A 25,017-nucleotide genomic window follows, 5' to 3' on the forward strand; every position below is an offset into this window, starting at 1 on the left:
AGGATAATATCATAGTTATCACACAAAAGTGTAATGCGTTCCATATCGGTTGCAAAGCGGTTTGTGTGGTTACCAACATCATAAAGGAGTCTTAAAGATGAATATGAAGGATTATGGTCGTTTTGACAAAGCGACTAAAAGTATCCAAAAAGATAGTCTAAAAGCGGGGATTGTGCTGATTTTTGTTGTTTTGATTGCTTTGTTTGTATCGACTTTGCAAAATATCACCAATCCCACAATGTTGATTTTTGCCACCATAGTTGGAGCCTATATGGCAATCAATATTGGTGCTAATGATGTCGCCAACAATGTGGGTCCTGCCGTTGGCTCAAAAGCTATTAGTCTGTTTGGGGCGATTCTTATCGCTGCATTGTGTGAGGCAGGTGGAGCGATTATCGCAGGGGGTGATGTGGTGGATACGATCAAATCCGGTATCATTGATAGAAACTTGATTGGAGATCCGCATACTTTTTTGATTTTGATGTTTTCTGCTTTGCTTTCTGGAGCGATTTGGCTCAATCTCGCTACTTTTGCGGGTGCACCAGTTTCTACGACGCATTCTCTTGTCGGCGGTATCGTCGGTGCAGGAATTATGGCGAGTGGTTTTGAGATCGTTAGATGGATGGTGCTCAAAGATATTGTTTTTAGTTGGTTTGTTTCACCTGTGCTTGGTGGAGTGATCGCTGTTATATTCCTCTCATTCATCAAAAGAACGATCATTTACACACAAGATCGCAAAAAATCTGCAAGGAGGATCATCCCTTGTTTGATTTCTTTGATGATTTTTGCTTTTTCTCTCTACCTTATTACAAAAGGATTGAAAAAGATTATGCCTTTGAGTTTTGGAGTGGCTTGTCTTGGAAGTGCCATTATTGCTTCTGTAAGCTTTGTTTTCCTCTATCCTTTGATTGCCAAACAAACATCAAAGATGGGAAATGACAAAGAAGAGCTCAATGAACTTTTTACGATCCCTCTTGTTTTTTCTGCGGGATTGTTGAGCTTTGCACACGGGGCAAATGATGTGGCAAATGCCATCGGACCACTTGCCGCGATCAATCAAATTTTGACAGAGGGAATGAGTGTCGGTGCCAAGAGTGCCGTGCCGTTTTGGATAATGCTTGTCGGAGCGTTGGGGATCGCTTTGGGATTGTTGCTCTATGGACCCAAACTCATCAAAACCGTGGGGAGCGAGATCACGGATTTGGACAAGAAGCGTGCCTTTTGTGTGGCGATGAGTGCAGCAATCACCGTGCTTATCGCCTCGCAGTTGGGTTTGCCTGTGAGTTCTACTCATATTGCTATTGGTGCAATCTTTGGGGTTGGGTTTTTTAGAGAGTATTTGACAAAACAAGAGCTGAGGGTGCAAGAGTTGATTTTGCAATCTAGAAGTGGTGCTGATGAAAAAGAGGTGGAAGCTTTTTTGAGGAAATACAATGAATCTAGTATGAGGAGAAAAGCAAAAATGCTCAAGGCTCTCAAAAGAAAAGAAAACAATCTTTTGAACAAAAAAGAAGCCAAACAGCTCAAAAAAGCCTACAAACAAGAGCTAGTGAAGCGTAGTGCATTGAACAAAATTGTCGCCTCTTGGTTGATCACGGTGCCTTGCTCGGCTTTGCTCGGTGCAGGAATCTATTGTTTGCTTGCGTGGTTGGGAATCTGAAGTTTTATTTTGGTAATATTCCACGATATTTTCAAGTTTAAGGAGCTTTATTGGATCCATATCACTCGGTTCTAATGATTTTTTTGGCTTTTGTCTTTGTGTTTTTAAATGGTTTTTTTGTTTTATCTGAATTCGCGATCGTCAAGGTGCGTCGCTCCAAACTTGAGGAGCTTGTCAAAAATGGCAACTCCAGTGCAAAACTTGCATTGGATATTTCAAGCTCTCTTGATAGTTATTTGAGTGCGACACAGCTTGGTATCACCTTGGCATCATTGGCTTTGGGGTGGATTGGGGAGCCTGCGATCGCTCAACTTCTTGGAATCTCTCTTGAGACTTTGTTTGGTGTGGATAATCCGACACTGATACATACGATTAGCTTCATTGTTGCTTTCACGCTGATTACGCTTCTTCATGTTGTTTTGGGTGAGCTTGTGCCAAAATCCATCGCGATTGCCAAAGCCGAAAAAGTTGTTTTGATCATCGCGCGCCCGTTGCATTATTTTTGGATGACTTTTTATCCTTTTATCCGAGGGTTTGAGGTTTTGTCAGGATTTTTTCTATCTATGATACATATCAATCCCGCGACAGAGCATGAAGTGGTGCATTCTGATGAAGAGTTGAAAATCATCGTGGGGGAGAGTTTGCGTGGTGGCTTTATTGATTCTGTAGAGGGGGAGATTATCAAAAATGCTGTGGATTTTTCAGACACTGTGGCAAAAGAGATCATGACTCCTAGACGCGATATGGTGTGTCTAGATGCTGATGTGAGCTATGAGGAAAATTTCCAGCTGATTATGGAGACGAAATACACGCGTTATCCTTATTGCAAGGAGAGCAAAGATAATATTTTGGGAATGATACACATCCGTGATTTGTTGCAAAATATCAATGAGGAGAAAAAGGATTTTTCAAATCTCGTGCGTGAGCTGATCATCGTTCCTGAAAATGCCTCCATCTCTGATATTTTGAAAAAAATGAACAAAGAGCAGATCCATACGGCATTGGTTGTAGATGAGTATGGCGGGACTGCAGGACTTCTGACAATGGAGGATATTATCGAGGAGATTGTGGGGGATATTTCTGATGAGCACGATAGCAAGAGTGAAAATGAGATTTTGCCCATCGATGCGGATAATTTCCAAGTGAGCGGAATGCTGGATTTGGAAAGTGTCGAGGATGCTTTGGGGATTTGTTTTGATGAAGAGCACGAGCAGGTCACAATCGGCGGATATGTGTTCAATTTGCTTGGGCGTTTGCCTGTGGTTGGGGATTGCATACAGGACAAAGAATGCGAGTTTGAGGTATTGGCGATGGATGGAGCACGGATCAAAGAACTCAAAATCAAAAAACTTGTGGTAGAAGAAGTCGAGTCAGAATCAAAGTGACTCTCCAAATGATTGCAAAATGAAAAGATTTGTTTTTTCTTTGTATAATCCACCATTCAACTTTAACTTTAGGAGTGTCAAATGTTTGAATTGAGAAAATTACCTTTTGAAAAAGAGGCGATCGCAAGTTTCATCAGTGCGGAAACTTTGGAGTTTCATTATGGAAAACATCATCAAACTTATATCAACAATCTCAACAAGCTCGTTGAGGGCAGTCAATTTGATGGAATGAATTTGGTGGATATTATTTTGAAATCAGAGGGCGGTATGTTCAACAATGCAGCTCAAGTGTTCAATCACGATTTTTATTGGGATTGCATTAGTGCAAATAGTCAGCCATTGAGTGCGGAATTGCAAGAGGCAATCAATGTGAGTTTCGGAGATCTTGAAAACTTCAAATCTCTATTTGTGGACAAAGCGACAACTCTTTTTGCGTCTGGATGGTGCTGGTTGGTTTATGATGTAGAGAGCACGAAGCTTGAAATCGTGCAAACTTCCAATGCACAAACACCAATGAAAGATGGCAAAATCCCCCTTCTTGTTGTCGATGTGTGGGAGCACGCTTATTATATTGATTTCCGCAATGTGCGTCCAAATTATTTGAGCAAGTTTTGGGATTTTATTAACTGGGGATTTGTTTCTGAGAGATTGAATCAAGCTAAGTTGAATGGACTAGATTCAATCAGAAGCTATGTAGATCATCTCTACCGCTAGTCATCAATAAGGGGTAAGGGGGTAATAAAAAAGTAAAACTTTTATCCCCCTTAACAACCCCAAACTCGCTTTTTGTGTGACAACATAACGATAGAGTGCAAGATTTGGGTTTGATTCAACAATCCATTTCCAAAACATCATTTGTTAGTCATTTTTTTGCGACTGGATTCTTTGATTTGAGATTGGCTTTGCCAAAGCACACTTTCTAGTCATTGAAACTTACTTTGCTTTTTTCTATAAGGGGGACAAGGGGGTTTATTGCGAGGCACCCCCCTTATCCCCCTTAAAATCCCCCAAACCCCTGCCCGCTTTTTGTGTGACAATCCAACGATAGAGTGCAATGTTTGAGCTTGATTCTTGTTTGTTGTTTTTTGATTCTTGGATTCTTGTATTGCTTTTTGATTCTTTAGGATCTCCACAAAAAACCCTTATCAATTATTAAACCTCACTACTTCACTATAAGCACAAACAACTGCTAACCAAACCAACCTTGTAGAACCAAACAAGATTCCAAGTCAATGTAATCTTGAACGAGCCTTGCTAATGCAATGCTGGGGTTATGGGGGTTGTTAAGGGGGATAAGGGGAACGCTTGCTTTAAGTTCCCCTTATCCCCCTTAAGAGAGATGCTAGGGGATTCTAGAATTGTATAAAGGGTGGTTTGCTCAAAGCAACTTGAAAAGAAAGAATTCAAGCCGAGCCTGAAACACCAAAAGCCGTGCTTTATCCAAAGCAACTCAAAAAAAGAGAATCCAAGAGATTCTAGAATCATCCAAAAGTGTGCTTTTGCAAAAACCAATCTCAAACAAAAGAATCAATTTGTTTGAATCTTGAATCTTTCCTTTTGTGAGCTATGTTTTGCAAAATCAAAAAAGCAGTGAGGGTTTTGAGAGTTTTGTTGGATTTTTGAGAAAATGATCCAAAAATCTGCTATTAGAGCTATAAATTTCTATCAATTCCTTGAAATACCAGAGATTTTTTGGGTATCTTTTATATATTCTTAATTTTTATCAAGGAGTAAAAGATGGAAAAAATAGAAACCAGGAAGCACAATCGTATGGACAAAATCTCTCTCGGGGGGGGGTATTATGAGTTATTACAAGCCCCTCATTGCCACTTCATTGGCATTGGCTCTCAGTGTAAGTGTAGCGAGTGCGGGAGATTGTGATAGTATAAGCACAAGTGCAGTTTGTTGGAATCAAAGTGCTAGCGAAGCGGGTTTTCAACAATTTTCTGGCTTAACTTTTGCACCAACAGGACAAGGAGACAATCAATTTAATCAACTTAAATATACTGCCCTACAAGGAATCACAATCAGTGATTTTACCCTCAAGTTTAAAAATGCTGGCGGTGGCAATACAGTCACAGGTCCTGAAGCCTCTGTAGCTGGAAATAACGCACAACTCAAACTTATCAACAAAGGCAATGGACTTCAATTAGGCAGTGCAGGAAATAGCACTCTCACCGTTGATTTTGGAATGTATAATAAGGATGAATATAATCAAGCACCAAATCGCTCTCGCAAAGCTACGCTTACTTTTGAAGGCACTACCCCTGCAAATGCAAATAGTGGTACACCAAAAACAGCCCTCAAAGGCAATATTAAAGTCTTAGCTAGTGCTTTTACAAATGATTCAATGGATGCTACTTTTAATGGTGATATGATAGGCAATATAGACATTATCTATCAAAATAATATTTTAGCAAATCCTCTTCATAGGCTTTTTTTTGTCAAAACCAATTGGAATTTCAAAAATGGAGCTAGTCTAAAAGGAAATTTAAAAGCAAATTTAGCACATGGGGGACAAAATTTCACTTTTGAAGGAGGAGGAAATATTGAAGGAAATATCCAAACTTTTGGTTATGTTGACTATGGAAGTTGGGCTGCTTCTGCTTCAGGTGCTAAAACTGATATTAATATCACTTTCAAAAATCATACCTCAACCAATATCATCAAAGGAAGTGGAAGCACAAGGCAAATCCTAGCCAAAGCTAGAGGATCTAACAGCAATGCCTATAACAGAATCCTTTTTGAAGGCAACGGACAAATCGGAGAACAAAATAATCGTATAAGTATCATTGCTGATACTAAAGGTCAAGATAATGGGGAGTCTTACAATTTTATTCAATTCAAAAAACAAGCCACCCTCTTTTTAGAGAACTTACAAGTAGGGAATCATTTTGTTGGCAATCGCCTCAATGTCATCAGCCTTGAAAATGAAATTGCAAATGATGATCTTAAGATCAATGAAATCCTAGTCAGAGGCAATAATAATTCAGGGCGTAACTACATCGGCAAGGGGCTTTTGAAACTTAATGGCAGTAGCGAAGCAAAAGATTTGGTATTAAAAATCGATGAGAATAAACTCAATGGAACAAATTACAAAACAATCTCTGAGAACACAAAAGAACATATTGCCAGTGGCTCACTCACTACCAACAGAATCGCAACCACCAATGAGGGAGGCGGAACAAATGGAGTTTTCATAGGCACCATAACAGTTGAAGATATCATCGATGCTTGGGGAAGTTCTCGTAATATCATTACTGGTAGCACTTTTACAACCAAAAGAATCAAATCTGGTGGTAGTGGAGTGAATGTCATCACTGCTGATACTAAAATGACAATTGATAATGGAGTGTTTTCAAGTGGTGGAGGCAATCATATTTTTATCAGTGGAAGTGGATCAATTGGACAAAATGGGATTGCAGAAAATGGCAATGCAACTGGAAATTTCTCTCTTTATACTACAACTGGTGGAAGCAATGTTTTCTATCTTGAAGGAAGTGGCACGACTCTTTCTCTACAAAAAGGAGTGCGACACAATTGGGATGCTTGGCAAACAGTATTCAACTTCAATGGAGAGAACAATAAGATTGAGATCAAAGGCAATAATACAGAAGGGAGTAATCAAAATGTTGGAATAGGCGTTGGAGGAAGCAACCAAACAAACAAACCAGGAATGACTTTCAACTTCAATGGCAATAATGGCGAACTTGATGTCAAAAATAATAATGGCACTAGTGGAGGTGGAAATATCATCGTAGGGCGTGATGGTGGGGATAAAAATGCCAAACTTACACTTAATTTTAAAGGTGATAACACAACGATTAAGGGCAATATCTTTACCCAAAGTGGAGGGGATCAAAACAACACCACAACTTTCAATATTGCCAATGGCAAAAGTGTAGAAGTGCAAGGATTGATTAAGAATCAAAAAGCTGGTGGTGCTAATGCAAATGCAAACAATGCCCAAACCATTTTCAACTTCGGCAAAGCAAATGATTCTCAAGCCTCTCGCACAAGCGAAACTCCAACTGCTTTGAAAATTACAGGCAATCTTGAAAACACTTCAGGAGAAGTGCTTGTTAATTTCAATACTGGCTCCACCCTCACATTAGAAGGCACAACCAATGCCATTACTACTTTAAACAATGCTTCAACCGCAAGCACCCTTGCACTTGGTAAGGTTGATGGGACAGGAACAACGACTACAACTATTGGTGGCATCACAAATGGTGAGAATCTTACAATCCAATTCTTAGGAGAGACTTCAACCCTCAATCTTGGTGGCACAAACAATACAATCAAAACCCTTGATTTGCAAGCCACAACAAATGCCCTCAATATCACAGCAGGCAAAACCACCATTACAGATCCAGTAAATAGAGATGGTAGCAAAACCTTTAATGTTGCATTCAGTGGAGACAATTCCACCCTCACACTCAAAGGCAATAAGAATCACATCACAACTTTAAAACTTGATGGTAGTGCCACAAAAGCCACTATTGATATCGCAAGTGACAAATATCCCAATCCTAACACCCCTGCAGGCAACACTCGCAATTTCAACCTCCTTGAGATTGGAACAAATAATGGTGAGGGACTTACTGCAAGCAATCTCACTTTCAAAGTCTTTGTAGATCCCCTAGCAACTCAAGGAAGTAGCACAATCGGAGGGGAGACAACAGGAGCAAGTGGGACATATGGAGTTGCCCACTCTGATCGCATTGTGATACATAGTGCAACTACTGCAGGCACACCTTTGAAAGAAAATCTTGTTGTCATTGTAGATCCTGAAAAATATAATGGAATCGAATATGGAGCAGACACAGGAACAGAAGAAACACAGAGGGTGAGAAACATCGCTGTTGCGACTGTGAAAAATGGATCTGATGACAAGCCTTTGGTTAAATTTGAGGCAAAACATTCTGATATTGGTGGAGAAGCGGTAACAATCGAATTAAGGGAAGCAAAAACCAATCAATATGGGAAACTTCAAGGTGAGAAAGGTTACACCACTTATTTCTTAGGCAAAATCATCAGTCTTGGAGTCACTAGATCCACCCAAAAAGCAGTTGCCTCTGCTCTTGCGATTAATTATGATTTGTATGTTGCAAACTTCAATTCTCTCAACAAACGAATGGGAGAGCTAAGAGATAACACAAACTCTCAAGGAATATGGGCTAGAGTGTTTGGAGGATTGCAAGAGTCTACATTTGGAGCAAAACTTCACACTCAATACATTAGCACTCAAGCAGGATATGATTATGCTCTCAATCTAGAGGGGGCTAGGAATTATCTAGGACTTGCATTCTCTTATATCAACTCAACAGGCACGAGTGGAGATGAGGATCCGATAGATGAGCTCTATCCCACTTCTCTATCCAATGTCCAATCCAATGGTGCAGAAGTGGCTCTTTATAACTCTTATGTGAGTGATATGGGAATCTACAATGACACCATTGCCAAATTTAGCTATATCACTTCAGATTTTAAACTTAGCAATAGTGTAAAAGATAGCCAAACAAACAATCTAGGATTCACTCTTTCCAATGAAGTAGGCTATCGCTTCATCCTTGGAGAGAAGCAAGATTATTTCATCGATCCACAATTGGAGATAGGTTTGGGTTATCTTAATCAATCCAACTTCATCGCCAACCTCAAAGCTCTTACAGGAAGAATCAATGAGCTAAAAGCCAATCAAAACTATATTCTTTTGGCTAGAACTAGAGCAGGAGCAAGCTTTGGCAAAAAGATAGTAGAGCAAGGCAAAAACATCTCCCTCTATGCTGGAGCATTCTATGAATATGATTTCATCGATGGTGGAAGCAACAAAATCACCACCACAAGAATCCAACACACCAACCCTGCACTTGAATCTAATGGTAGAGTGGTGCTCAATCTAGGAACCAATCTAGAACTCAATCAATCCACTAGAGTGTATATGGATATAGAGAAAAGCTTCGGAGATAAACTCAGAACCCACTTACAATTCAACCTAGGAGGAAGGTATAGTTTCTAGAGCACGAGCTCTAGAAAAGGGGGAAGGGGGGAATGGGGAAGGAAAAGGAAAGGGAAAAAGAAAAAAGGGTGGGTGTGAAACCCAAACAAACGAGCATTTGCTGGGGCATTTGTATTCACTTCAAATGTCCCTTAGAATGCTCCTTTTGAAAGACTAAGCTTGTCTCCTGCTTGCTTAGTCTTAGATTCTTTGCCTCTCAAGGCAAAGGATTGATCACTCATTTGAAAATCAGTCATACAGCAAACATAAAAAACATAAAATCTGTCTTGAAACATATCAAAATCTTTTTCAAATCCTTACCAAACCTTATCAAATCTCAAACTCCACTATTTCTTTTACTTTGAGCAAACCACCCTTTATACAATTCTAGAATCCCCTAGGATCTCTCTTAAGGGGGGCAAGGGGAACTTATAGCAGCGTTCCCCTTATCCCCCTTAACAACCCCCATAACCCCAGCATTGCATTAGCAAGGCTCGTTCAAGATTACATTGACTTGGCATCCTTTGGGTTCTACAAGGTTAGTTTGGTTAGCAGTTGTTTGTGCTTATATTGAAATAGTGAGGGTTTATATTTTTTGGAGTTTTAAAAGATTGCAAAAAGATTCCAAGAATCAAAAACAAAACTTTTTAAAAAGATTCTAAGAATCCAAGAAACCAAAGAATCAAGAATCAAGAATGCTTTTACAAAGTTTCTAAAGATTCTAAGAATCTAGATTCAAATCAATTCAAATCAAAAACAATAAAACCACCAACACAATAAAACAAAAACATTGCACTCTATCGTTGGGTTGTCACACAAAAAGCGGGCAGGGGTTTGGGGGATTTTAAGGGGGATAAGGGGGGTGCCTCGCAATAAACCCCCTTGTCCCCCTTATAGAAAAAGCAAAGTGGGAATTGGTGACCAAGAAGTGTGCTTTTGAAAAAGCAATCTCAAAAACTAGGGAACAAATTAAACAATACCAAAGAGCATAGCCTCTCAAGCCAATTTCAACACAAGAATCCAATCGCACAAAATGACTAGCAAACAGCGTTTTGCACAAATGAGATTTGAGGTGATTCTAGAATCTATTGGGGTTTTATTTTTGGGATTGGTTTGACAAAAGCACGGCTTTTGGTTTTTCAAGCTTGGCTTGGTGTTTTTCTTAAGGGGGGCAAGGGGAACTTAGGGCAGCGTTCCCCTTATCCCCCTTAACAACCCCCATAACCCCAGCATTGCATTAGCAAGGCTCGTTCAAGATTACATTGACTTGGAATCTTTTTTGGTTCTACAAGGTTGGTTCGATCGGCGTTTGCCTTGCCTTGCCTTGCCTTTAATTCACCCCCTCTCCCCTTTCATTTTGATACACCCCTTTTTAAACCTCACTACTGATTAGTCGCCTTTGTCCCTGTGTCTTTGGCTTTGTTGGGCTTAGTAGGCACTATTCGATCTTTTTCTGTTTCCTCTGTAGGAGTATTTCCTACTCTCAAAGGAGCAGTGGTTTGTGCTTTTGCATTCTCAATGCTTGTTTTTTCTCCAAAGCTATATCTAGCTCCTAGATTGAATTGGAGTTGTGTCCTTAGTTTGTCTCCAAAGCTTTTCTCTACATCCACATAGACTCTAGTGGATTGATTAAGCTCTAGATTGCTTCCTACATTTAAAACCACTCTACCATTGGAAGCAAACTCAGGATTGTAAGCTTTTGTTGTGCTTGTAGTGAGTTTGTTGGATCCTCCTGTGACAAGATCATATTCATAGAATGTTCCAACATAAAGAGAGATGTTTTTGTCTTGTTCTACAATCTTTTTACCAAAACTAGCTCCTAGTCTAGTTCTAGTCAAAAACACACTCTCTTGGAGTGCTTTGAGTTGATTGCCTTTGCCACTTCTAGTTTTCATCTTGGTGGTGAAGTCAGATTGATTGAGATAACCTAAGCTTAACTCTAATTGTGGATCAATGAAATAATCTTGTTGTTCTCCTAGAATGAAACGATAACCCACTTCATTGGAGAGAGTGAATCCTAGATTGTTTGCAGTGTTGTTGTGATCACTACTATTGCTCAAAGAAAAATCAGAAGTGATATAGCTGAGTTTGGCAATTGTGTCATTATAAAGACCTACATTGCTCACATAAGAATGATAAAGAGCAATTTCATATCCACTTGATTGGATATTGGAGAGATAGATAGTATTGATACCACTCACATTGATTGCATTGCTAGCTTGAGTGGCTTTGTTGCTCTCACCCTTAGAGTGCATATAAGAGAATGCAAGTCCTATGTAGTTTTTGGCACCCTCTGTTTCTAGTGCATAATCATATCCTCCTTGAGCAGTCACATAGCTTGTGCGTGCTCCCAATCCAAAGTTAGATTCTTGGAGTCCTCCAAACACTCTAGCCCATACTCCTTGAGTGTAAGGATTGTCTCTAAGTTCTCCCATTCGTTTGTTAAGAGAATTGAGGTTTGCAATGTATAAATCATAATTGATAGAGAGAGCAGAAGTGAGAGCTTGTTGGGTGGTATTATCCACTCCTAGACTGATTGCTTTGCCTAGGAAGTAGGTGGTGTAGCCACCACCTGCTTGTGCTTTGCCATTTACCCCATCAACTTTACCATTTACCCCATCAACTTTACCATTTTCATTTGTGGCTACTTTTTCAAAGTCAATGAGAATCTTTTCTCCACCATTGATTGTTTCAATGGAGGTGAATGTGGCTAGGGCATTATTGACATTATCGCTATTATCTCTATTTTTTATGGTAGCGACGGCAATGTTGTGTTCTGTCTCTGTGCCACCACTTGAATATTTGATACTTGAAGTTTGGCTAGGGTCGATAGCAACGGCAATCTGTTCTTTGAGAGCAGTGTTGCCTTGATTGTTGTTTCCTACACTTAAGATGACAACACGATCAGAATAGGCGTGTCCGTAGGTGCCACCACTTGCTCCTACATCCACTCCTCCGATTTTGCTACCTGCTTGTGTTGCTTCAGTATCCACAGAGACAACAAAGGTGAGGTTGCTTGAAGAGAGTCCTACACTTTGTGAATCTGCTTGGTTTGTTTTTCCAATCTCTAGGAGGTTGAAGTTGTGGGCTTGTCCTAGTGTGGCTTGGGCATTGCTTGAGAGATTGAGGGTGGCAGATGTGGCATTGGCACTAAGCTTGAGGGTCTCTGTTGTGATTTTGGGGGCTTGGAGATTGAGAGTGCTTCCATTTCCAATCTCTGTGGTTGTGATAGTAGCGGTCCCATTTGTAAGATTGAGAGTGGATTCTGTGGCGTTGGCAGTAAGCTTAGTGATAGTGTTGGTCGCACCTTGGAGTGTGAGGGTGGAGTTGGTGCCATTGAGATTGAAGGTTGTGTTTCTGCCACTAGCTGTGTAAATATTTTTTGCTATGGTGAGATTAGCAGAATCAAGAGTGAATATATTTTCTCCACTAGCACCAGTGACAATAGCATAATCACCGCTACTACCATTTCCTTGATTATCAATTCCATTTGTTCCGATTGTGCTGTTACCTTGACCAATAAAAATGGTATTTTTTGCATTGTCTCCTGCAAAGATTCCATTATCAACAGCTATTTCCTCTATGAGAATGGTATTTTTTCCACCATTTTTGCTGATGATTTTATTAGCAGTAAGTTTCCCTTTGGCAATGTTGCTTACAGAGGGAGTATCTATCGCATTTGTATTGATTGTCAAATCTTTGGCAGTGCCACTACTTCCAAGTGTTAAAAATCCTTTGCCGATGTAATTACCACCAGTACCATTTACATTTGCTTCTACAACATTGATAGAAAGGGTATTTGTATCACCTGCTCTTTGGCTATTGTTAAGTTCAAGGCTAAGAATATTGCGATAATCGCTAGTAGCATAATATTGGTTTGCAAACATTGCCTGTAAATTTTCTAAATAAAGCGTAGCTTGTTTTTTGAATTGTATAAGATTGTAGGATTGTGCGCCTCCAAATTTTCTGCTCTTATCATGCTCAGCTTCTCGTGGTCTTGCGATAATACTCACACGGTTACTACTCTCTCCAATTTCTCCCTTATTTTCAAAAAGGATTCGGTTGTGAGCATTGTATTTGTATTGTGCATTCTGACCACCACCTGAACCTTCAGCTATGATTTGTCCTGTGCTTCCATTTCCTTTGATGAAATTGGTTGAGTTGCTATGATTTTTGAAAGTGATATTGACTCGTGTATTATTTTCACTTGAATATCCGTATGATCCATTGCCTACGACTATACCTCCACTGGCTGTAATATTTCCTTCAATCCCTCCAGCTCCATTTTGAAAAATGAAATTTTGCTCACCATTAGTATATAATGCTGTTAAATTTCCTTTGAGTTTTGCTCCACTATCAAAAGTGAAATTTGTTTTAACTCTCTGATAAATTATTCCACCTTCCTTCCGAGCATTAATATCGATATTGCCTATCATATCACCTTTGAAAGTGGCATTAACTATATCATTAAGTTGACTAGCCTTAACTTCAATATTGCCCTTGAGGGCTGTTTTTGGTGTGTCACTTCCTGCTGTATTGGGGGTAGTGCCATCAAAAACAAGTGTTGCTGTGCGAGCACTTCCCCATCTTATTAGATCAAAATCAATGAAAAGTGTGCTAGTGCCAGCATTTCCTAATTGGAGTCCATTGTTTTTGTTGATGAGTTTGATTTGAGCATTACCTCCACCTATGGAGGCTTCTGCTCCTTGTTGTTGGCTCCCACCACTATTTCTAAATTTGAGAGTGAAATTATCGATTGTTAGAGAGCCACTTGGTAATTGAACAAATTGTATTTTATTGAATTGCGAATTTCTTTCTGCTTCAATTTTTAAGGTAGTGAATTTTTGAAAACCTGTTTCACCAACACCTTGTTTCCAACAAATCGCACTTGCACTGCCGTCACAATCTGTCGCACTCGCTACACTTACACCTAATGCCAATGCCAACGAAGTGGCAACAAGGGGTTTGAAAATAGAGGCGTGCTTTTCCATAGTTATACCCCCCCCCATAGATATTTTATCGCTTATTGTTTGTCTCAAGATGTTCATCTTATGCTCCTTAATTGAAATTTAAATCATTTCAAATATATCAAAAAAATTTCTGATTTTTTAATCAGATTCTCAAATCGCGGTGTTTGTTTGCATTTTTGTGTTTCAAATCACACAAGAATCCATTCAACAAATGAATGACTTTTTGCTAAAATGCAGAATTTAATCAAATCATTTCAGTGTAAGGTTGTTTTTTGGATATAGGCGGATTATTCAAGCAGATCACAGGTTTTTATGAGAAAATGAACAAGAAGCAAAAGATCGTGCTTCTCTCAAGCGTCGTCGTCGTGGTCGGGTTTTTGGCGTATTTGATCGTGTTTTCTACAAGTCGTGGAGGCAATCCGACTTCTGGCTATTCTGTGCTGTTTGAAAAGGTAGATCCAAAAGATAGTGCATTGATTGTGGAATACCTTCAACAAAACCAAATCCCCTATCAACTTCCTCAAGAAGACAAGATTTTGGTGCCGACAGATCAAGTGTATGAGCAGAGGATCGCACTAGCGAGCAAAGGGATACCCAAAAACTCAAAAGTGGGGTTTGAAATCTTTGATACCAAAAACTTCGGAGATACGGATTTTGATCAAAAAGTGAAATTCATCCGAGCGATCGAGGGAGAGCTCTCACGCACGATTGAGTCTCTAGTGCCGATTGAGAGTGCAAGCGTGCATATCGCATTGCCCAAAGAATCAGTGTTTGTGAGCAAAGCAACTCCCCCCACTGCGTCGGTGGTGGTCAAAATCAAAGAAAATATGGTGCTATCGCCCACTCAAGTGCTAGGGATCAAAAACCTAGTCGCTGCCGCAGTGACAAACCTCACTCCCGAAAATGTCAAAATCGTCGATGACAATGGAGAAACGCTAGGTGAAAACACGGAGGAAAATGCCTCAAGAGAGTTATCCAAAATCATCGCAATGCAACTCAAGTATAAGACAAATTATGAAAAAGCCCTAGAAGAGAAAATCATCAAGATCTTGGCACCGATTGTCGGTGGGCAAGATCGCGTAGAGGCAAAGGTCACCGCAGAGTTTGATTTCAGACAAACCAAAAGCACTCAAGAGGTGTTTGATCCCAACAATGTCGTGCGTAGTGAGCAGAGTTTGGAGGAAAAAAGAGAGGGGAGCAAACCCAAAGAAGTCGGTGGTGTGCCCGGTGTGGTGAGCAATATCGGTCCTGTGCAGGGGCTCAATGATGCAGGTAGGGAAAAATACGAAAAATCCACAAATACGACTAACTACGAAGTGGGCAAAACGGTGAGCGAGATCAAAGGGGAGTTTGGGGTATTGAAGCGATTGAGTGCTGCGGTGGTCGTGGATGGAAGCTATGAAAAAGTAGAAGAAAATGGAGTAGAGAAGCTCAAATATGTCCCAATCACTCCTGAAAATCTCAGCAAGATCGATGCGTTGGTCAAACAAGCTGTGGGGTTTAGCAAATCGCGTGGAGATGAGATCAGTGTCAGCAATTTCGAGCTCAATGGAATGAGCAAAGCCTATAAGCCCAAAGACAAATGGGAGTTGTTTGTGAGCGATTTGAAAAAGTATGTGGATCCTTTCACGCCGATTGTCAAATATCTCATCGTGGTTTTGATTGCTTTTGTTTTCTACAAGAAAGTTATCGCACCATTTATCGAGAGAATGCTTTCTGTCTCCAATGAAGAGGATGATATTTTGCAGTCAATGCTTGATGATGAGGATGTCAAAGAGGGGGATTCACGCTTGAGTGAGATGCGTAAAAGGGTGGAGGAGCAACTCTCTGGCGAGAGTTTGTTCAACGAGGAAGATGTCAAATACGATGTGTTGGTTGAGAAAATGAGAGATTTGATTTCTGAGAAGCCTCAAGAGATTGCTGCGTTGTTTCAGAAACTCATTACAGATGAGCTAGATATTGATGGCAACAAAAATGAGCCAAAACCAACGGAAATGTAGAAAGGAGCAGTGATGGCAAATTTAACTCCACGCCAAAAAGAGCAGTTTGATGATTTGTCAATGTCTGAAAAGATCGCTATTTTGTTGTTGCAAATGGGGGATGAAGTCACAAGTGATATTTTGCATTATTTGGATACAGAGGCTGTGACGGAGGTGTCCAAGCATATTGCTTTGATGAATGGGACAGATCGAGCGATAGGTGCAGCGGTTTTGGAAGAATTTTTTGCAATATTCCAATCCAATCAATACATCAGCAGTGGTGGTTTTGACTATGCACGAGAGATTCTGACCAAAGCGTTGGGACAAGAGGAGGCTAAGCGAATCATTGACAAGCTTTCCAAAACAATGCAAACCTCGCAGAATTTCAGCTACCTTGCCAAAGTCAAGCCTCAACAACTTGCCAACTTCATCATCAATGAGCATCCACAAACCGTGGCTTTGATTTTGGCTCACATGGATTCTGCAAGTGCAGCCCAAACGCTTAGCTATTTTTCTGATGATGCCAAAGCCGAAATCGCAATAAGAATGGCAAATCTAGGGGATATTTCCCCAAGTATTGTCAAAAGGGTCTCCACGGTGCTTGAAAACAGGCTTGACGCATTGACAAGTTACAAAATCGAGGTGGGTGGTCCAAGAACTGTGGCAGAAGTGTTCAACAAATTGGGACAAAAGGCTGCTGTCACTACGATTGAGCATATCGAAAAAGTGGATAAGAGTTTGGCAAGTATGATCAAAGAAATGATGTTTACTTTCAACGACATTGTCAATCTAGACAATAGTGCGATCCGCGAGATTCTCAAAGTCGTAGATAAAAAAGATTTGACTTTGGCACTCAAAACCGCAACAGATGAGCTCAAAGAAAAATTCACTTCCAATATGTCCCAGCGTGCTGCCGAGCAGTTCATTGAAGAAATGCAATTTTTGGGTGCTGTGAAGCTCAAAGATGTAGAAGCCTCACAGAGAAAAATCGCAGAGATGGTGCAATCACTAGCAGATCAAGGATTAATTCAAATAGGTGATGGAGATGAAGTTGTTGAATAACGAGAGTTTTGAAGAGAATAACTATATTGCCGGGGAAATGCAAGAGGGGCATATCATCAAAAAGTATGAGTTCCGCAATATCGAAAAAGAGCCCGAGCTTGTCAATGCGATCGAGGAAAAAGGGATTTATACCCCTCCGGCTCCTCAGCAGGTGCCAGAAATCGATAATGAAAAACTAGAGGAACTTCTCAAAGGGCAAAAGCTCCTAGAAGAAAAAATCCTTGCTTTGAGCACACAAATAGAAGCACAGAATCAAGGGGAGGGCAAAGAGCTTGAGGCGGTGCGTCAGAGTGCCTATCAGCAGGGGTTGCTTGAGGGGGAACAAAAGGCAAAAGAAAAAATGCAAATCGAACAAGATCATCAAGAGCAAAGGGTGGTTTTGGCACTCCAAGAGTTAGATCAGCATTTGGCGGCAATCAAAACGCGTATCACTGAGATTGAAAAAGATTTGAGTGTGATTGCTCTTGATATTGCCAAAGAGGTGATTTTGCAAGAGGTGCAAGAGCGTCATCAAGAGATCGCACTCACCCTTGCCAAAGAGCTTCTAGCCCCTGTCGCAGAAAATATCACAGTGACTTTGCGTGTCAATCCTCTTGATTTGAATCATCTACAAGAAAGGATAGAGGGGACTCGGCAAGTTGAGTTTGTGGCTGATCCTTCTGTGGGAAAAGGCGGGGTTGTCATCAATTCTGCTTATGCCAATTTTGATGGGAGTATTTTGTCGCGTTATAAACATCTCAAGCAAAGCTTACTTGATGAAAAAGGTCTGTGATGGATTGGACTCATCAACAAATCGCCAACGCAGACATCGCGGTTTTGGAGCAAATCTCCCAACAGATTCGCGATAGGATTTTGGAGGTTGTTTCACGCAATGGAGGGCATTTGAGCTCGACATTGGGGGCTGTGGAGTTGATTGTTGCGATGCACAAGGTGTTTGATTGTGAGGTTCATCCTTTTATCTTTGATGTGGGGCATCAAGCCTATGCTCACAAGCTTTTGACTAAGAGGTGGGAGGAGTTTGAGACTTTGCGGCAGTTTGGAGGGATGAGTGGTTTCCCTAGCCCCAAAGAATCTTTGAGCGATTATTTCATCACAGGGCATAGCTCTACTTCTATTTCCCTAGCACTTGGTTGTGCCAAAGCGTTTGCCCTGCGTCAAGAATCCAAAATCCCCATTGCTTTGATTGGTGATGGTGCGATGAGTTCGGGGTTGGTGTATGAAGCACTGAATGAATTGGGCGAGAGAAAATATCCGATGATTATTATTTTGAATGATAATGAGATGAGTATCAGCAAACCTATCGGAGCGATCAGTCGCTGTTTGTCTCAAATGATTGCAAGTCCGTTGTGCCAAAGTTTCAAGAGCAATCTCAAAAAGATTCTCTCCAAAATGCCTGAGAGTGCGACTTATATGGCACGCAAATTTGAAGAGGCTTTCAAGCTGATTTCACCGGGTGTTATTTTTGAGGAACTTGGATTGAATTATATCGGTCCGATTGATGGACACAATCTAGAGGAGATTGTCACAACTCTCAAAAAAGCAAAAGAGATCAATGCTCCAGTGATTATCCACGCACAAACGCTCAAGGGGAAGGGGTATAAAATCGCAGAGGGACATTTGGAGAACTGGCATGGCGTCTCGCCTTTTGATTTGCAAAGTGGCAAAAGTGCCAAAAGCTCATCTATCACCCCGACACGCACTTTTTCTGAAGCTTTGCTCCAATTGGCTCAAGAGCGTGAAGATGTGGTGGGGATCACAGCTGCTATGCCAAGTGGCACGGGAATGAATGCTTTGATCGATGCGTTTCCTGAGCGTTTTTGGGATGTGGCGATCGCAGAAGCACACGGGGTCACTTCGATGGCAAGTATGGCTAAATGTGGATTCAAGCCTTTTGTGGCGATTTATTCGACTTTTTTGCAAAGAGCTTATGATCAGATCATCCACGATACAAGCATTTTGTCTCTACCTGTGGTGTTTGCAATCGATCGTGCAGGGATTGTGGGTGAGGATGGTGAAACACATCAAGGTTTGCTTGATGTGGCGTATCTGCGTTCTATCCCCAATATGATTGTTTTTGCCCCAAGGGACAATGCCACTCTCAAAGAAGCGGTTTTGTTTGCTTCAAATGTCAAAGAGGCACCTTGTGCGTTTAGATATCCACGCAATCGCTTCGCTTTGGCAGAAGGGGTGTTTGCTCCGACTCCATTTGAAATCGGGAAGCTTGAGGTTTTGTATCAAAGCCAACAGCCCTCTGTGTTGTTGATCGGGTATGGCAATGGCGTGGGGCGTGGGTGGCTTGTGGCACAAGAGTTGCAAAAAGAAAACATCGGTGTGACACTGGTGGATTTGCGTTTTGTGAAGCCTTTGGATCAGGAGGGGCTAGAATCTTTGCTTGATGCACACGCTTTTACTTTTGTTTTGAGTGATAGCTATCTACTTGGTGGGGTGGGAAGTGCGATTATGGAATCTTGTGGGAAAAAAGTCTGGAGTTTGGAGGTGGGCGATCGGTTTGTCGAGCACGGAGAGAGTGGGGTGGTCGAAGAAATGCTAGGGCTATCGACACAGAGATTGTCACAACGCATCAAAGAGATTTGTGGTTACAAAAGGAGTGAGTGATGAAAGTTTGGGGTATCAAAAATTGCCAAAGTGTCAAAAAGGCTTTGGAGGTGTTGGAGCGTAAAAACATAGCCTATGTGTTTATCGATTACAAAAAAAATCCTCCAAGTGCCGCACAGATCGGGCAGTGGGTGCAGCAAGTCGGTATAGACATCGTGCTCAATGTCAAAGGCAAAACCTATAGGGATTTGCAACTCAAAGATAAGAATCTAAGTCTGGATGCAAAAATCGCGATGATGTGTGAGTATCCCACCCTCATCAAGCGTCCGATTTTGGAAAAAGATGAGGAGGTGTATTTTGGTTTTGATGAGCAAAAGTATGAAGAGATTTTGTAGTCTTTGTATCGCAGTGCTTTTTTTGTATGCTTGTTCTGAGCACAAAGATCAAGAGATCGCAGATCTGAAGCTCCCTCAAGATGCGATGCTCTATGTCACAGATCAAAAACCTCAGAACAATGCTAAGCAGATCCAGAAACTTAAAGAAGTCTATCTTGCTAAGTTTTTTGCACCATTTGGGGATTTGAAGCCCAATCCAAACATCGATGAAGTGTTTTGGATCCAAACTTCGTTGAAAAAAAATTTGGGCTATAGCCATAATCTAGAAAAATTTGACCAAAAAGACACACAGAGTCTTTTGCAACAAATGCAAATCGAGACTTATCCCAATGCGATGCAAAAAGCAATCATCACTAAAGATACAAATGTAAGAGCTGTGCCAACGCTCAAGCCAAGGTTTTCCAAACCCAATGGCTATCCTTTTGATCGGTGGCAGAATTCATTGATTTTTTATGGCACTCCTGTGCTGATCACCCACTATGACAGCACCAAGCGTTTCGCACACATTCAGACAGAGTTTGTCTATGGTTGGGTGGAAGTGAGCGATTTGGCACTGATTGATTCTGCACAAATCAAACAACTTGAACAATCCAAAGCCTTTGTGATGCCAAATCGCGATGATTTCAATCTCTATGAACGCAATGGGGCGTTTGCGACACAAGCACGGATCGGCAAACTTTTTGTGATGGCGGGGGAAAAGCAGGTGTGGGGGTTTTTGAGAAAATCTGATGGGCATTTGAAAATGATCAAACTCCCTATCAAAACCGATGATTTCCACTCGTTTCCACAGGCTTTTTCTCAAGTGGCGGTGGCAGGATATATCAATGATTTGGTGGGGCAGAAATATGGCTGGGGTGGTATGTATGAAGATAGGGATTGTTCGGCTTTTGTCCGCGATATTTATGCAAACTTCGGACTTTATCTACCTCGCAATTCTAAGGCTCAAGGGGAGTATGGGACTCATCAAATCCGCGTAGAACATCTCACAATGGAAGAAAAACGCAAAATCATCATTGAAAACGCACAGCCTTTTGCCACGATTTTTTGGCTCAATGGGCATATTATGATGTATATCGGTAGAGATTCTAAGGGTGATATTATGGTGGCTCATAGTGCTTGGAGCGTGCAGACTCAAGACGCATTTGGCAAAAGAGAGCATAAGCTTGGGGGGGTTGTCATCACGACACTCAAGCCCGGCAATGAGTTCAATGGCTATGTTTCGCGTGCATTGACGCTTGGAGATCGTATCAAAGTGATCAATCGATTAGATCAAGAACTTCAAGGGTTTTAGATGCGTTTGGTGTGGTTGTGTCTGTTTGCCCTTTCGTTGTTTGCCAATGATTTTCAAGTCAAAGTGGGCGTAAGTATCGCACCTTATGCCTATATCGTGGAGAAAATTGGTGGGAGTTTTGTGGAGATCAAAATCATAGTGCCACCCAACAAAAATCCCTATACCTATACCCCCAATTCCGCTCAAGTCAAAGAAATCAAAGATTTCAAAATTTATATTGCTTCAGGGGCTTTGTTTGAGCGTAGGTGGTTGGAGCGTTTTGTCAATATCAATCCGGCATTGCGTGTTTTGAATTTTGCTGAAACCCCTTGCCACTCTGCGTTTTGCTATTCTTGGTTGTCAGTTGATGCAATCAAGGAACAGGCAGAAAAAATCGCACATCTATTAAGAATCATAGATCTCAAGAATGCCCAAAACTACAAACGCAATCTTGAGCAATTCAAACAAGAGCTCGATGAGCTAAAAGGGCAGATTCAATCAGTTTTTGCCGATCCTCTAAGTGGTCGTATGGTGATCGGAGATCAGAGGATCTGGGGGGATTATGTCAAAGAGTTTGGGTTGGATAGTTATGATTTATCCACAGAGCAAAAATTCCCAAGACAATACAATATCTATTGCATTCCCTTTGAGGATTTGAAGGCTAAGAACTATGCAAATCCCAAAATCATCGTTGATATTTTTGCCAAAGATTGGAGGGGAATGATGATGGAACTCACTCAAAATATCGCAAGGAATCACAATGCAAAATAGTAACAATCGTGCAATCAAAATCGCAATTTTCTGCGTGTTTTTCTGTGTCTTTGTGAGTTTATTGACACTTTATGTGTTGATGATTCAGATTGACTCTACAGCAATGATGAGCCACAAGCTTGAGAGCTTGGAAAAACAAGTGCAAGACTTAAAGGGCAAACAATGATTTATACACTCACGCTCAACCCCTCTTTGGATTATATTTTGAATCTCAAGGCTTTGGAGTGTGGCAAGACAAATCGTGTGGAGGATTCTTGCCTGTTTGCAGGTGGCAAGGGGATCAATGTCTCATTAATGCTTCAGAATTTGGGGATAGAGAGCGTTGTGCTTGGGTTTCTAGCTGGATTTAGTGGGCAAGAGATTTGCAATCGCTTGGAGCAAAAAGGGCTAGATTGCCGTTTTGTGATGCTTGAAAAGGGGCATACGCGTATCAATGTCAAACTGCACACCCAAACAGAAGAGACAGAAATCAATGCTTCAGGGTTTGAAGTGGGGGATTTGGATCTAGGGCGTCTCAAACAACAATTAGAACAAATAGAAAATCACTCTATTTTGGTTTTGGCAGGGAGTGTTCCTTGTGGGGTGGAGCAGGGGATTTATGCAGAGATTATGCAAGAGTTGGAGGCTAAAAATCTTTTGGTGATTCTAGATGCACAAGGGGTGGCGTTGCGTGAAGCTCTCTCTTGGAGACCTTTTTTGGTTAAGCCCAATCTGAGTGAATTGCAAAGTTATTTTCAAGAAGAAATCCAATATGATTCTTTGCAACAATACGCCTTGAGGCTACAGGAGCAGGGGGCAAGAAATGTCATCATCTCTTTGGGAGGAGATGGTGCTGTGATGCTTACAGAGAACAATGAATTTTTCACGCTCAAAGCTCCTCAAGGACGGCTTGTCAATTCTGTGGGGGCAGGGGATAGTATGGTTGCAGGTTTTGTGGCAGGTTGGTTGCAAACCCAAGATTATGCGTTTGCTTTTAGGTATGCTATTGCTTGTGGAAGTGCGAGTGCCTTTGCTCAAGGGTTTGGGACACTAGAAGATGTGCAAAATATTTTGAAAAAAATGGAGGAAGTCAAATGAAGATTACTGATTTGTTGTGTTTGCAAAGCATTGATTTGAATGCAAGTGCTGTGGATAAAAAAAGTGCGATTGCAAGTGCTGTGGATTTGGTCGCCAAAAGTGGAAACCTCAATGATGTCGCTTCATACCATCAGGCTGTCTTGAAGCGTGAGAGCGAGGGAAGCACAGGGATTGGAGAGGGGGTCGCAATCCCTCACGCCAAAAGCTCAAGTGTCAAAAAGGCGACATTGGCGGCGATGGTGTTTAGAGGTGGAGTGGAGTTTGAGAGTTTTGATGGAGAAAATGTCGAGCTTCTGTTTATGATTGCAGCACCAGAGGGTGGTGCAGAGGAGCATCTTGTCATTTTGAGCAAACTCTCAGAATTGTTGATGAAAGGGGATTTTGTGCAGAATTTGATTGGGGCTTCAAGCAAAGAGGAGTTTTTGTCAATCATTGATAAAGCACAAAACGAAATAGATGCGGTGGAAAATCAGCAGGAATGTGTGGCAAAAGAAGCTCAAATCATCGCCATTACCGCGTGTCCTACAGGGATCGCACATACATATATGGCTGCACAGGCATTGCAAGACAAAGCTCGGGAAATGGGTGTGCAGATCAAAGTCGAAACGCGTGGATCTAGTGGAGTCAAAAACGAATTGAGCAGTCAAGACATCCAAAACGCTTCAGCTGTGATCGTGGCTGCAGATACGCAGGTGCCACTAGGGCGTTTGAGGGGAAAAAAGGTGATTTTTTGCAAGGTTGCTGATGGAATCTATCGCCCCAAAGAGTTGCTTGATGAGGCTTTGGGAGGGAATGTCGAGATTTATCAAGCGGAAAGTTTGGGAGAGCAAAGCACTTCCAAAGAGGGCAATCGTATCTATAAGCATTTGATGAATGGAGTATCGCATATGCTACCTTTTGTGGTGGCTGGTGGGATTTTGATCGCTTTGGCATTTTTGGTTGATGGGTTGTTTGTGGATATGCAAAACGCAAGTGATGGGGTGAAAAAAGCTTTTGGTAGCAACAATGAACTCGCGTCATTTTTGATGAATCTTGGAAAACTTGCCTTTGGTTTTATGCTCCCTATTTTGTCTGCTTTTATTGCTCAAAGCATTGCCGATCGTCCTGCGTTGCTTGTAGGGTTTGTCGGTGGAGCAATCGCAGGGAATGGACAATCAGGATTTCTAGGAGCTTTGTTGGCTGGATTTTTGGCAGGGTATCTTATCTTGTGGCTCAAAAAGGCTTTTGAGCTATTGCCCTCTTCACTAGATGGACTCAAAACGATTTTGTTTTATCCTGTTTTTGGGACATTGCTTGTGGGGGTATTGATGTTGTTTGTTGTAGAGCCACCTGTGGGGTATCTCAATCAAATGCTTAATAGTGGATTGAACTCAATGAGTGGAGAGTGGAAAGTGCTTTTGGGCATGTTGCTTGGGGCGATGATGGCAACAGATCTAGGAGGTCCTATCAATAAGGCGGCTTATGTGTTTGGGGTGGCAGGTATTGCTTCAGAAAATTATGACATTATGGCGGCTGTGATGGTTGGGGGAATGGTGCCACCTTTGGCTATCGCTATTGCGACATTATTGTTTCCCTCAAGATTCACTCCTCAAGAGAGAAAGAGCGGACCGACTAATTTTGTGATGGGCTTTTCTTTTATCACAGAGGGGGCGATCCCATTTGCCGCAGCCGATCCTTTGAGAGTGCTTGGCTCTTGTATCGTTGGTTCAGCAGTCGCTGGAGGAATGTCGATGTATTTTGGTTGTGAATTGCGAGCCCCACACGGAGGGATTTTTGTTTTCCCTGTGGTGAAATCTGTGGGGTATTATCTTTTATCGTTGTTTGTGGGCTCATTGATTGGGGCTTGTTTGCTTGGCATACTCAAAAAGAAGATTCCAGCAGTGGAGTCATGAGT

16 protein-coding genes are annotated in these 25,017 nt (G+C 41.4%); 14 read left to right on the plus strand and 2 right to left on the minus strand.

All coding sequences use genetic code 11. From position 1 onward, the window contains the following. Window positions 1-97 precede the first annotated feature (97 nt). The 4 genes from BBW65_RS00315 to BBW65_RS00335 all read left to right on the plus strand — a co-directional run bounded on the left by BBW65_RS00315 (window position 98) and on the right by BBW65_RS00335 (window position 9,064). Complete coding sequence (locus BBW65_RS00315) at window positions 98-1,660, plus strand: inorganic phosphate transporter (RefSeq protein ID WP_066338228.1); 1,563 nt, start codon at window positions 98-100, stop codon at window positions 1,658-1,660. 74 nt (window positions 1,661-1,734) lie between these two features. Then, window positions 1,735-3,045: a hemolysin family protein gene (locus BBW65_RS00320; RefSeq protein ID WP_066338230.1), complete on the plus strand. Its 1,311-nt coding sequence runs from the start codon at window positions 1,735-1,737 to the stop codon at window positions 3,043-3,045. Between the two features lie 81 nt (window positions 3,046-3,126). After that, entirely contained in the window at window positions 3,127-3,759 is a 633-nt protein-coding gene (locus BBW65_RS00325) for a superoxide dismutase (RefSeq protein WP_066338233.1), read from the plus strand. Window positions 3,760-4,846: 1,087 nt separating this feature from the next. Further along, the gene (locus tag BBW65_RS00335; RefSeq protein WP_066338239.1) at window positions 4,847-9,064 is read left to right on the plus strand and encodes an autotransporter outer membrane beta-barrel domain-containing protein; all 4,218 of its coding nucleotides are present in this window, start codon (window positions 4,847-4,849) and stop codon (window positions 9,062-9,064) included. Between the two features lie 131 nt (window positions 9,065-9,195). Here BBW65_RS00335 and BBW65_RS07820 read toward each other — a convergent pair whose 3' ends face one another. Next, window positions 9,196-9,339 (minus strand): hypothetical protein, encoded by a 144-nt coding sequence (locus tag BBW65_RS07820; protein ID WP_199919434.1) that lies wholly within the window; start codon window positions 9,337-9,339, stop codon window positions 9,196-9,198. Between the two features lie 1,086 nt (window positions 9,340-10,425). Further along, the gene (locus tag BBW65_RS00340) at window positions 10,426-14,091 is read right to left on the minus strand and encodes an autotransporter outer membrane beta-barrel domain-containing protein (RefSeq protein ID WP_066338241.1); all 3,666 of its coding nucleotides are present in this window, start codon (window positions 14,089-14,091) and stop codon (window positions 10,426-10,428) included. A gap of 194 nt (window positions 14,092-14,285) precedes the next feature. Here BBW65_RS00340 and fliF point away from each other — a divergent pair, with 194 nt between their 5' ends. From fliF to BBW65_RS00385, 10 genes are read left to right on the plus strand one after another with little or no spacing between them, the layout of a single operon-like run. After that, a complete protein-coding gene (gene fliF, locus BBW65_RS00345) occupies window positions 14,286-16,013 on the plus strand; it encodes a flagellar basal-body MS-ring/collar protein FliF (protein WP_066338244.1) in 1,728 nt (575 codons plus the stop codon). A gap of 9 nt (window positions 16,014-16,022) precedes the next feature. After that, window positions 16,023-17,054, plus strand: coding sequence for a flagellar motor switch protein FliG (gene fliG / locus BBW65_RS00350; protein ID WP_199919435.1), 1,032 nt, complete (start codon window positions 16,023-16,025; stop codon window positions 17,052-17,054). After that, window positions 17,038-17,826: a FliH/SctL family protein gene (locus tag BBW65_RS00355; protein ID WP_066338248.1), complete on the plus strand. Its 789-nt coding sequence runs from the start codon at window positions 17,038-17,040 to the stop codon at window positions 17,824-17,826. Before fliG ends, BBW65_RS00355 begins: the two co-directional genes overlap by 17 nt. Then, entirely contained in the window at window positions 17,826-19,670 is a 1,845-nt protein-coding gene (gene dxs, locus BBW65_RS00360) for a 1-deoxy-D-xylulose-5-phosphate synthase (protein WP_066338249.1), read from the plus strand. Before BBW65_RS00355 ends, dxs begins: the two co-directional genes overlap by 1 nt. Further along, complete coding sequence (locus BBW65_RS00365; RefSeq protein WP_233702055.1) at window positions 19,670-20,005, plus strand: arsenate reductase family protein; 336 nt, start codon at window positions 19,670-19,672, stop codon at window positions 20,003-20,005. The genes dxs and BBW65_RS00365 overlap by 1 nt, the downstream gene beginning before the upstream one ends. Then, window positions 19,989-21,296 (plus strand): SH3 domain-containing C40 family peptidase, encoded by a 1,308-nt coding sequence (locus BBW65_RS00370; RefSeq protein WP_199919436.1) that lies wholly within the window; start codon window positions 19,989-19,991, stop codon window positions 21,294-21,296. Before BBW65_RS00365 ends, BBW65_RS00370 begins: the two co-directional genes overlap by 17 nt. Then, entirely contained in the window at window positions 21,297-22,046 is a 750-nt protein-coding gene (locus tag BBW65_RS00375; RefSeq protein WP_066338254.1) for a metal ABC transporter solute-binding protein, Zn/Mn family, read from the plus strand. Further along, a complete protein-coding gene (locus BBW65_RS07825; RefSeq protein ID WP_199919437.1) occupies window positions 22,036-22,212 on the plus strand; it encodes a DUF5408 family protein in 177 nt (58 codons plus the stop codon). Before BBW65_RS00375 ends, BBW65_RS07825 begins: the two co-directional genes overlap by 11 nt. Continuing rightward, window positions 22,209-23,123: a 1-phosphofructokinase gene (gene pfkB, locus BBW65_RS00380; RefSeq protein ID WP_066338265.1), complete on the plus strand. Its 915-nt coding sequence runs from the start codon at window positions 22,209-22,211 to the stop codon at window positions 23,121-23,123. The genes BBW65_RS07825 and pfkB overlap by 4 nt, the downstream gene beginning before the upstream one ends. Further along, the gene (locus BBW65_RS00385; protein WP_066338268.1) at window positions 23,120-25,015 is read left to right on the plus strand and encodes a PTS fructose transporter subunit IIABC; all 1,896 of its coding nucleotides are present in this window, start codon (window positions 23,120-23,122) and stop codon (window positions 25,013-25,015) included. The genes pfkB and BBW65_RS00385 overlap by 4 nt, the downstream gene beginning before the upstream one ends. The last annotated feature ends 2 nt before the right edge of the window (window positions 25,016-25,017 follow it).

It is taken from the genome of Helicobacter enhydrae (assembly GCF_001693335.1).
GTDB classification, from domain to species: Bacteria; Campylobacterota; Campylobacteria; order Campylobacterales; family Helicobacteraceae; genus Helicobacter_G; species Helicobacter_G enhydrae.

Coding starts and splice junctions, on each gene's coding strand:
- BBW65_RS00315 (WP_066338228.1), top strand. CDS start 98: ATGAATATGAAGGATTATGGTCGTTTTGACAAAGCGACTAAAAGTATC.
- BBW65_RS07825 (WP_199919437.1), top strand. CDS start 22,036: ATGCAAAATAGTAACAATCGTGCAATCAAAATCGCAATTTTCTGCGTG.
- BBW65_RS00370 (WP_199919436.1), top strand. CDS start 19,989: ATGAAGAGATTTTGTAGTCTTTGTATCGCAGTGCTTTTTTTGTATGCT.
- BBW65_RS00385 (WP_066338268.1), top strand. CDS start 23,120: ATGAAGATTACTGATTTGTTGTGTTTGCAAAGCATTGATTTGAATGCA.
- BBW65_RS00335 (WP_066338239.1), top strand. CDS start 4,847: ATGAGTTATTACAAGCCCCTCATTGCCACTTCATTGGCATTGGCTCTC.
- BBW65_RS00325 (WP_066338233.1), top strand. CDS start 3,127: ATGTTTGAATTGAGAAAATTACCTTTTGAAAAAGAGGCGATCGCAAGT.
- BBW65_RS00375 (WP_066338254.1), top strand. CDS start 21,297: ATGCGTTTGGTGTGGTTGTGTCTGTTTGCCCTTTCGTTGTTTGCCAAT.
- BBW65_RS00340 (WP_066338241.1), bottom strand. CDS start 14,091: ATGAACATCTTGAGACAAACAATAAGCGATAAAATATCTATGGGGGGG.
- BBW65_RS00320 (WP_066338230.1), top strand. CDS start 1,735: ATGATTTTTTTGGCTTTTGTCTTTGTGTTTTTAAATGGTTTTTTTGTT.
- BBW65_RS00355 (WP_066338248.1), top strand. CDS start 17,038: ATGAAGTTGTTGAATAACGAGAGTTTTGAAGAGAATAACTATATTGCC.
- pfkB (WP_066338265.1), top strand. CDS start 22,209: ATGATTTATACACTCACGCTCAACCCCTCTTTGGATTATATTTTGAAT.
- dxs (WP_066338249.1), top strand. CDS start 17,826: ATGGATTGGACTCATCAACAAATCGCCAACGCAGACATCGCGGTTTTG.
- BBW65_RS00365 (WP_233702055.1), top strand. CDS start 19,670: ATGAAAGTTTGGGGTATCAAAAATTGCCAAAGTGTCAAAAAGGCTTTG.
- BBW65_RS07820 (WP_199919434.1), bottom strand. CDS start 9,339: ATGTTTCAAGACAGATTTTATGTTTTTTATGTTTGCTGTATGACTGAT.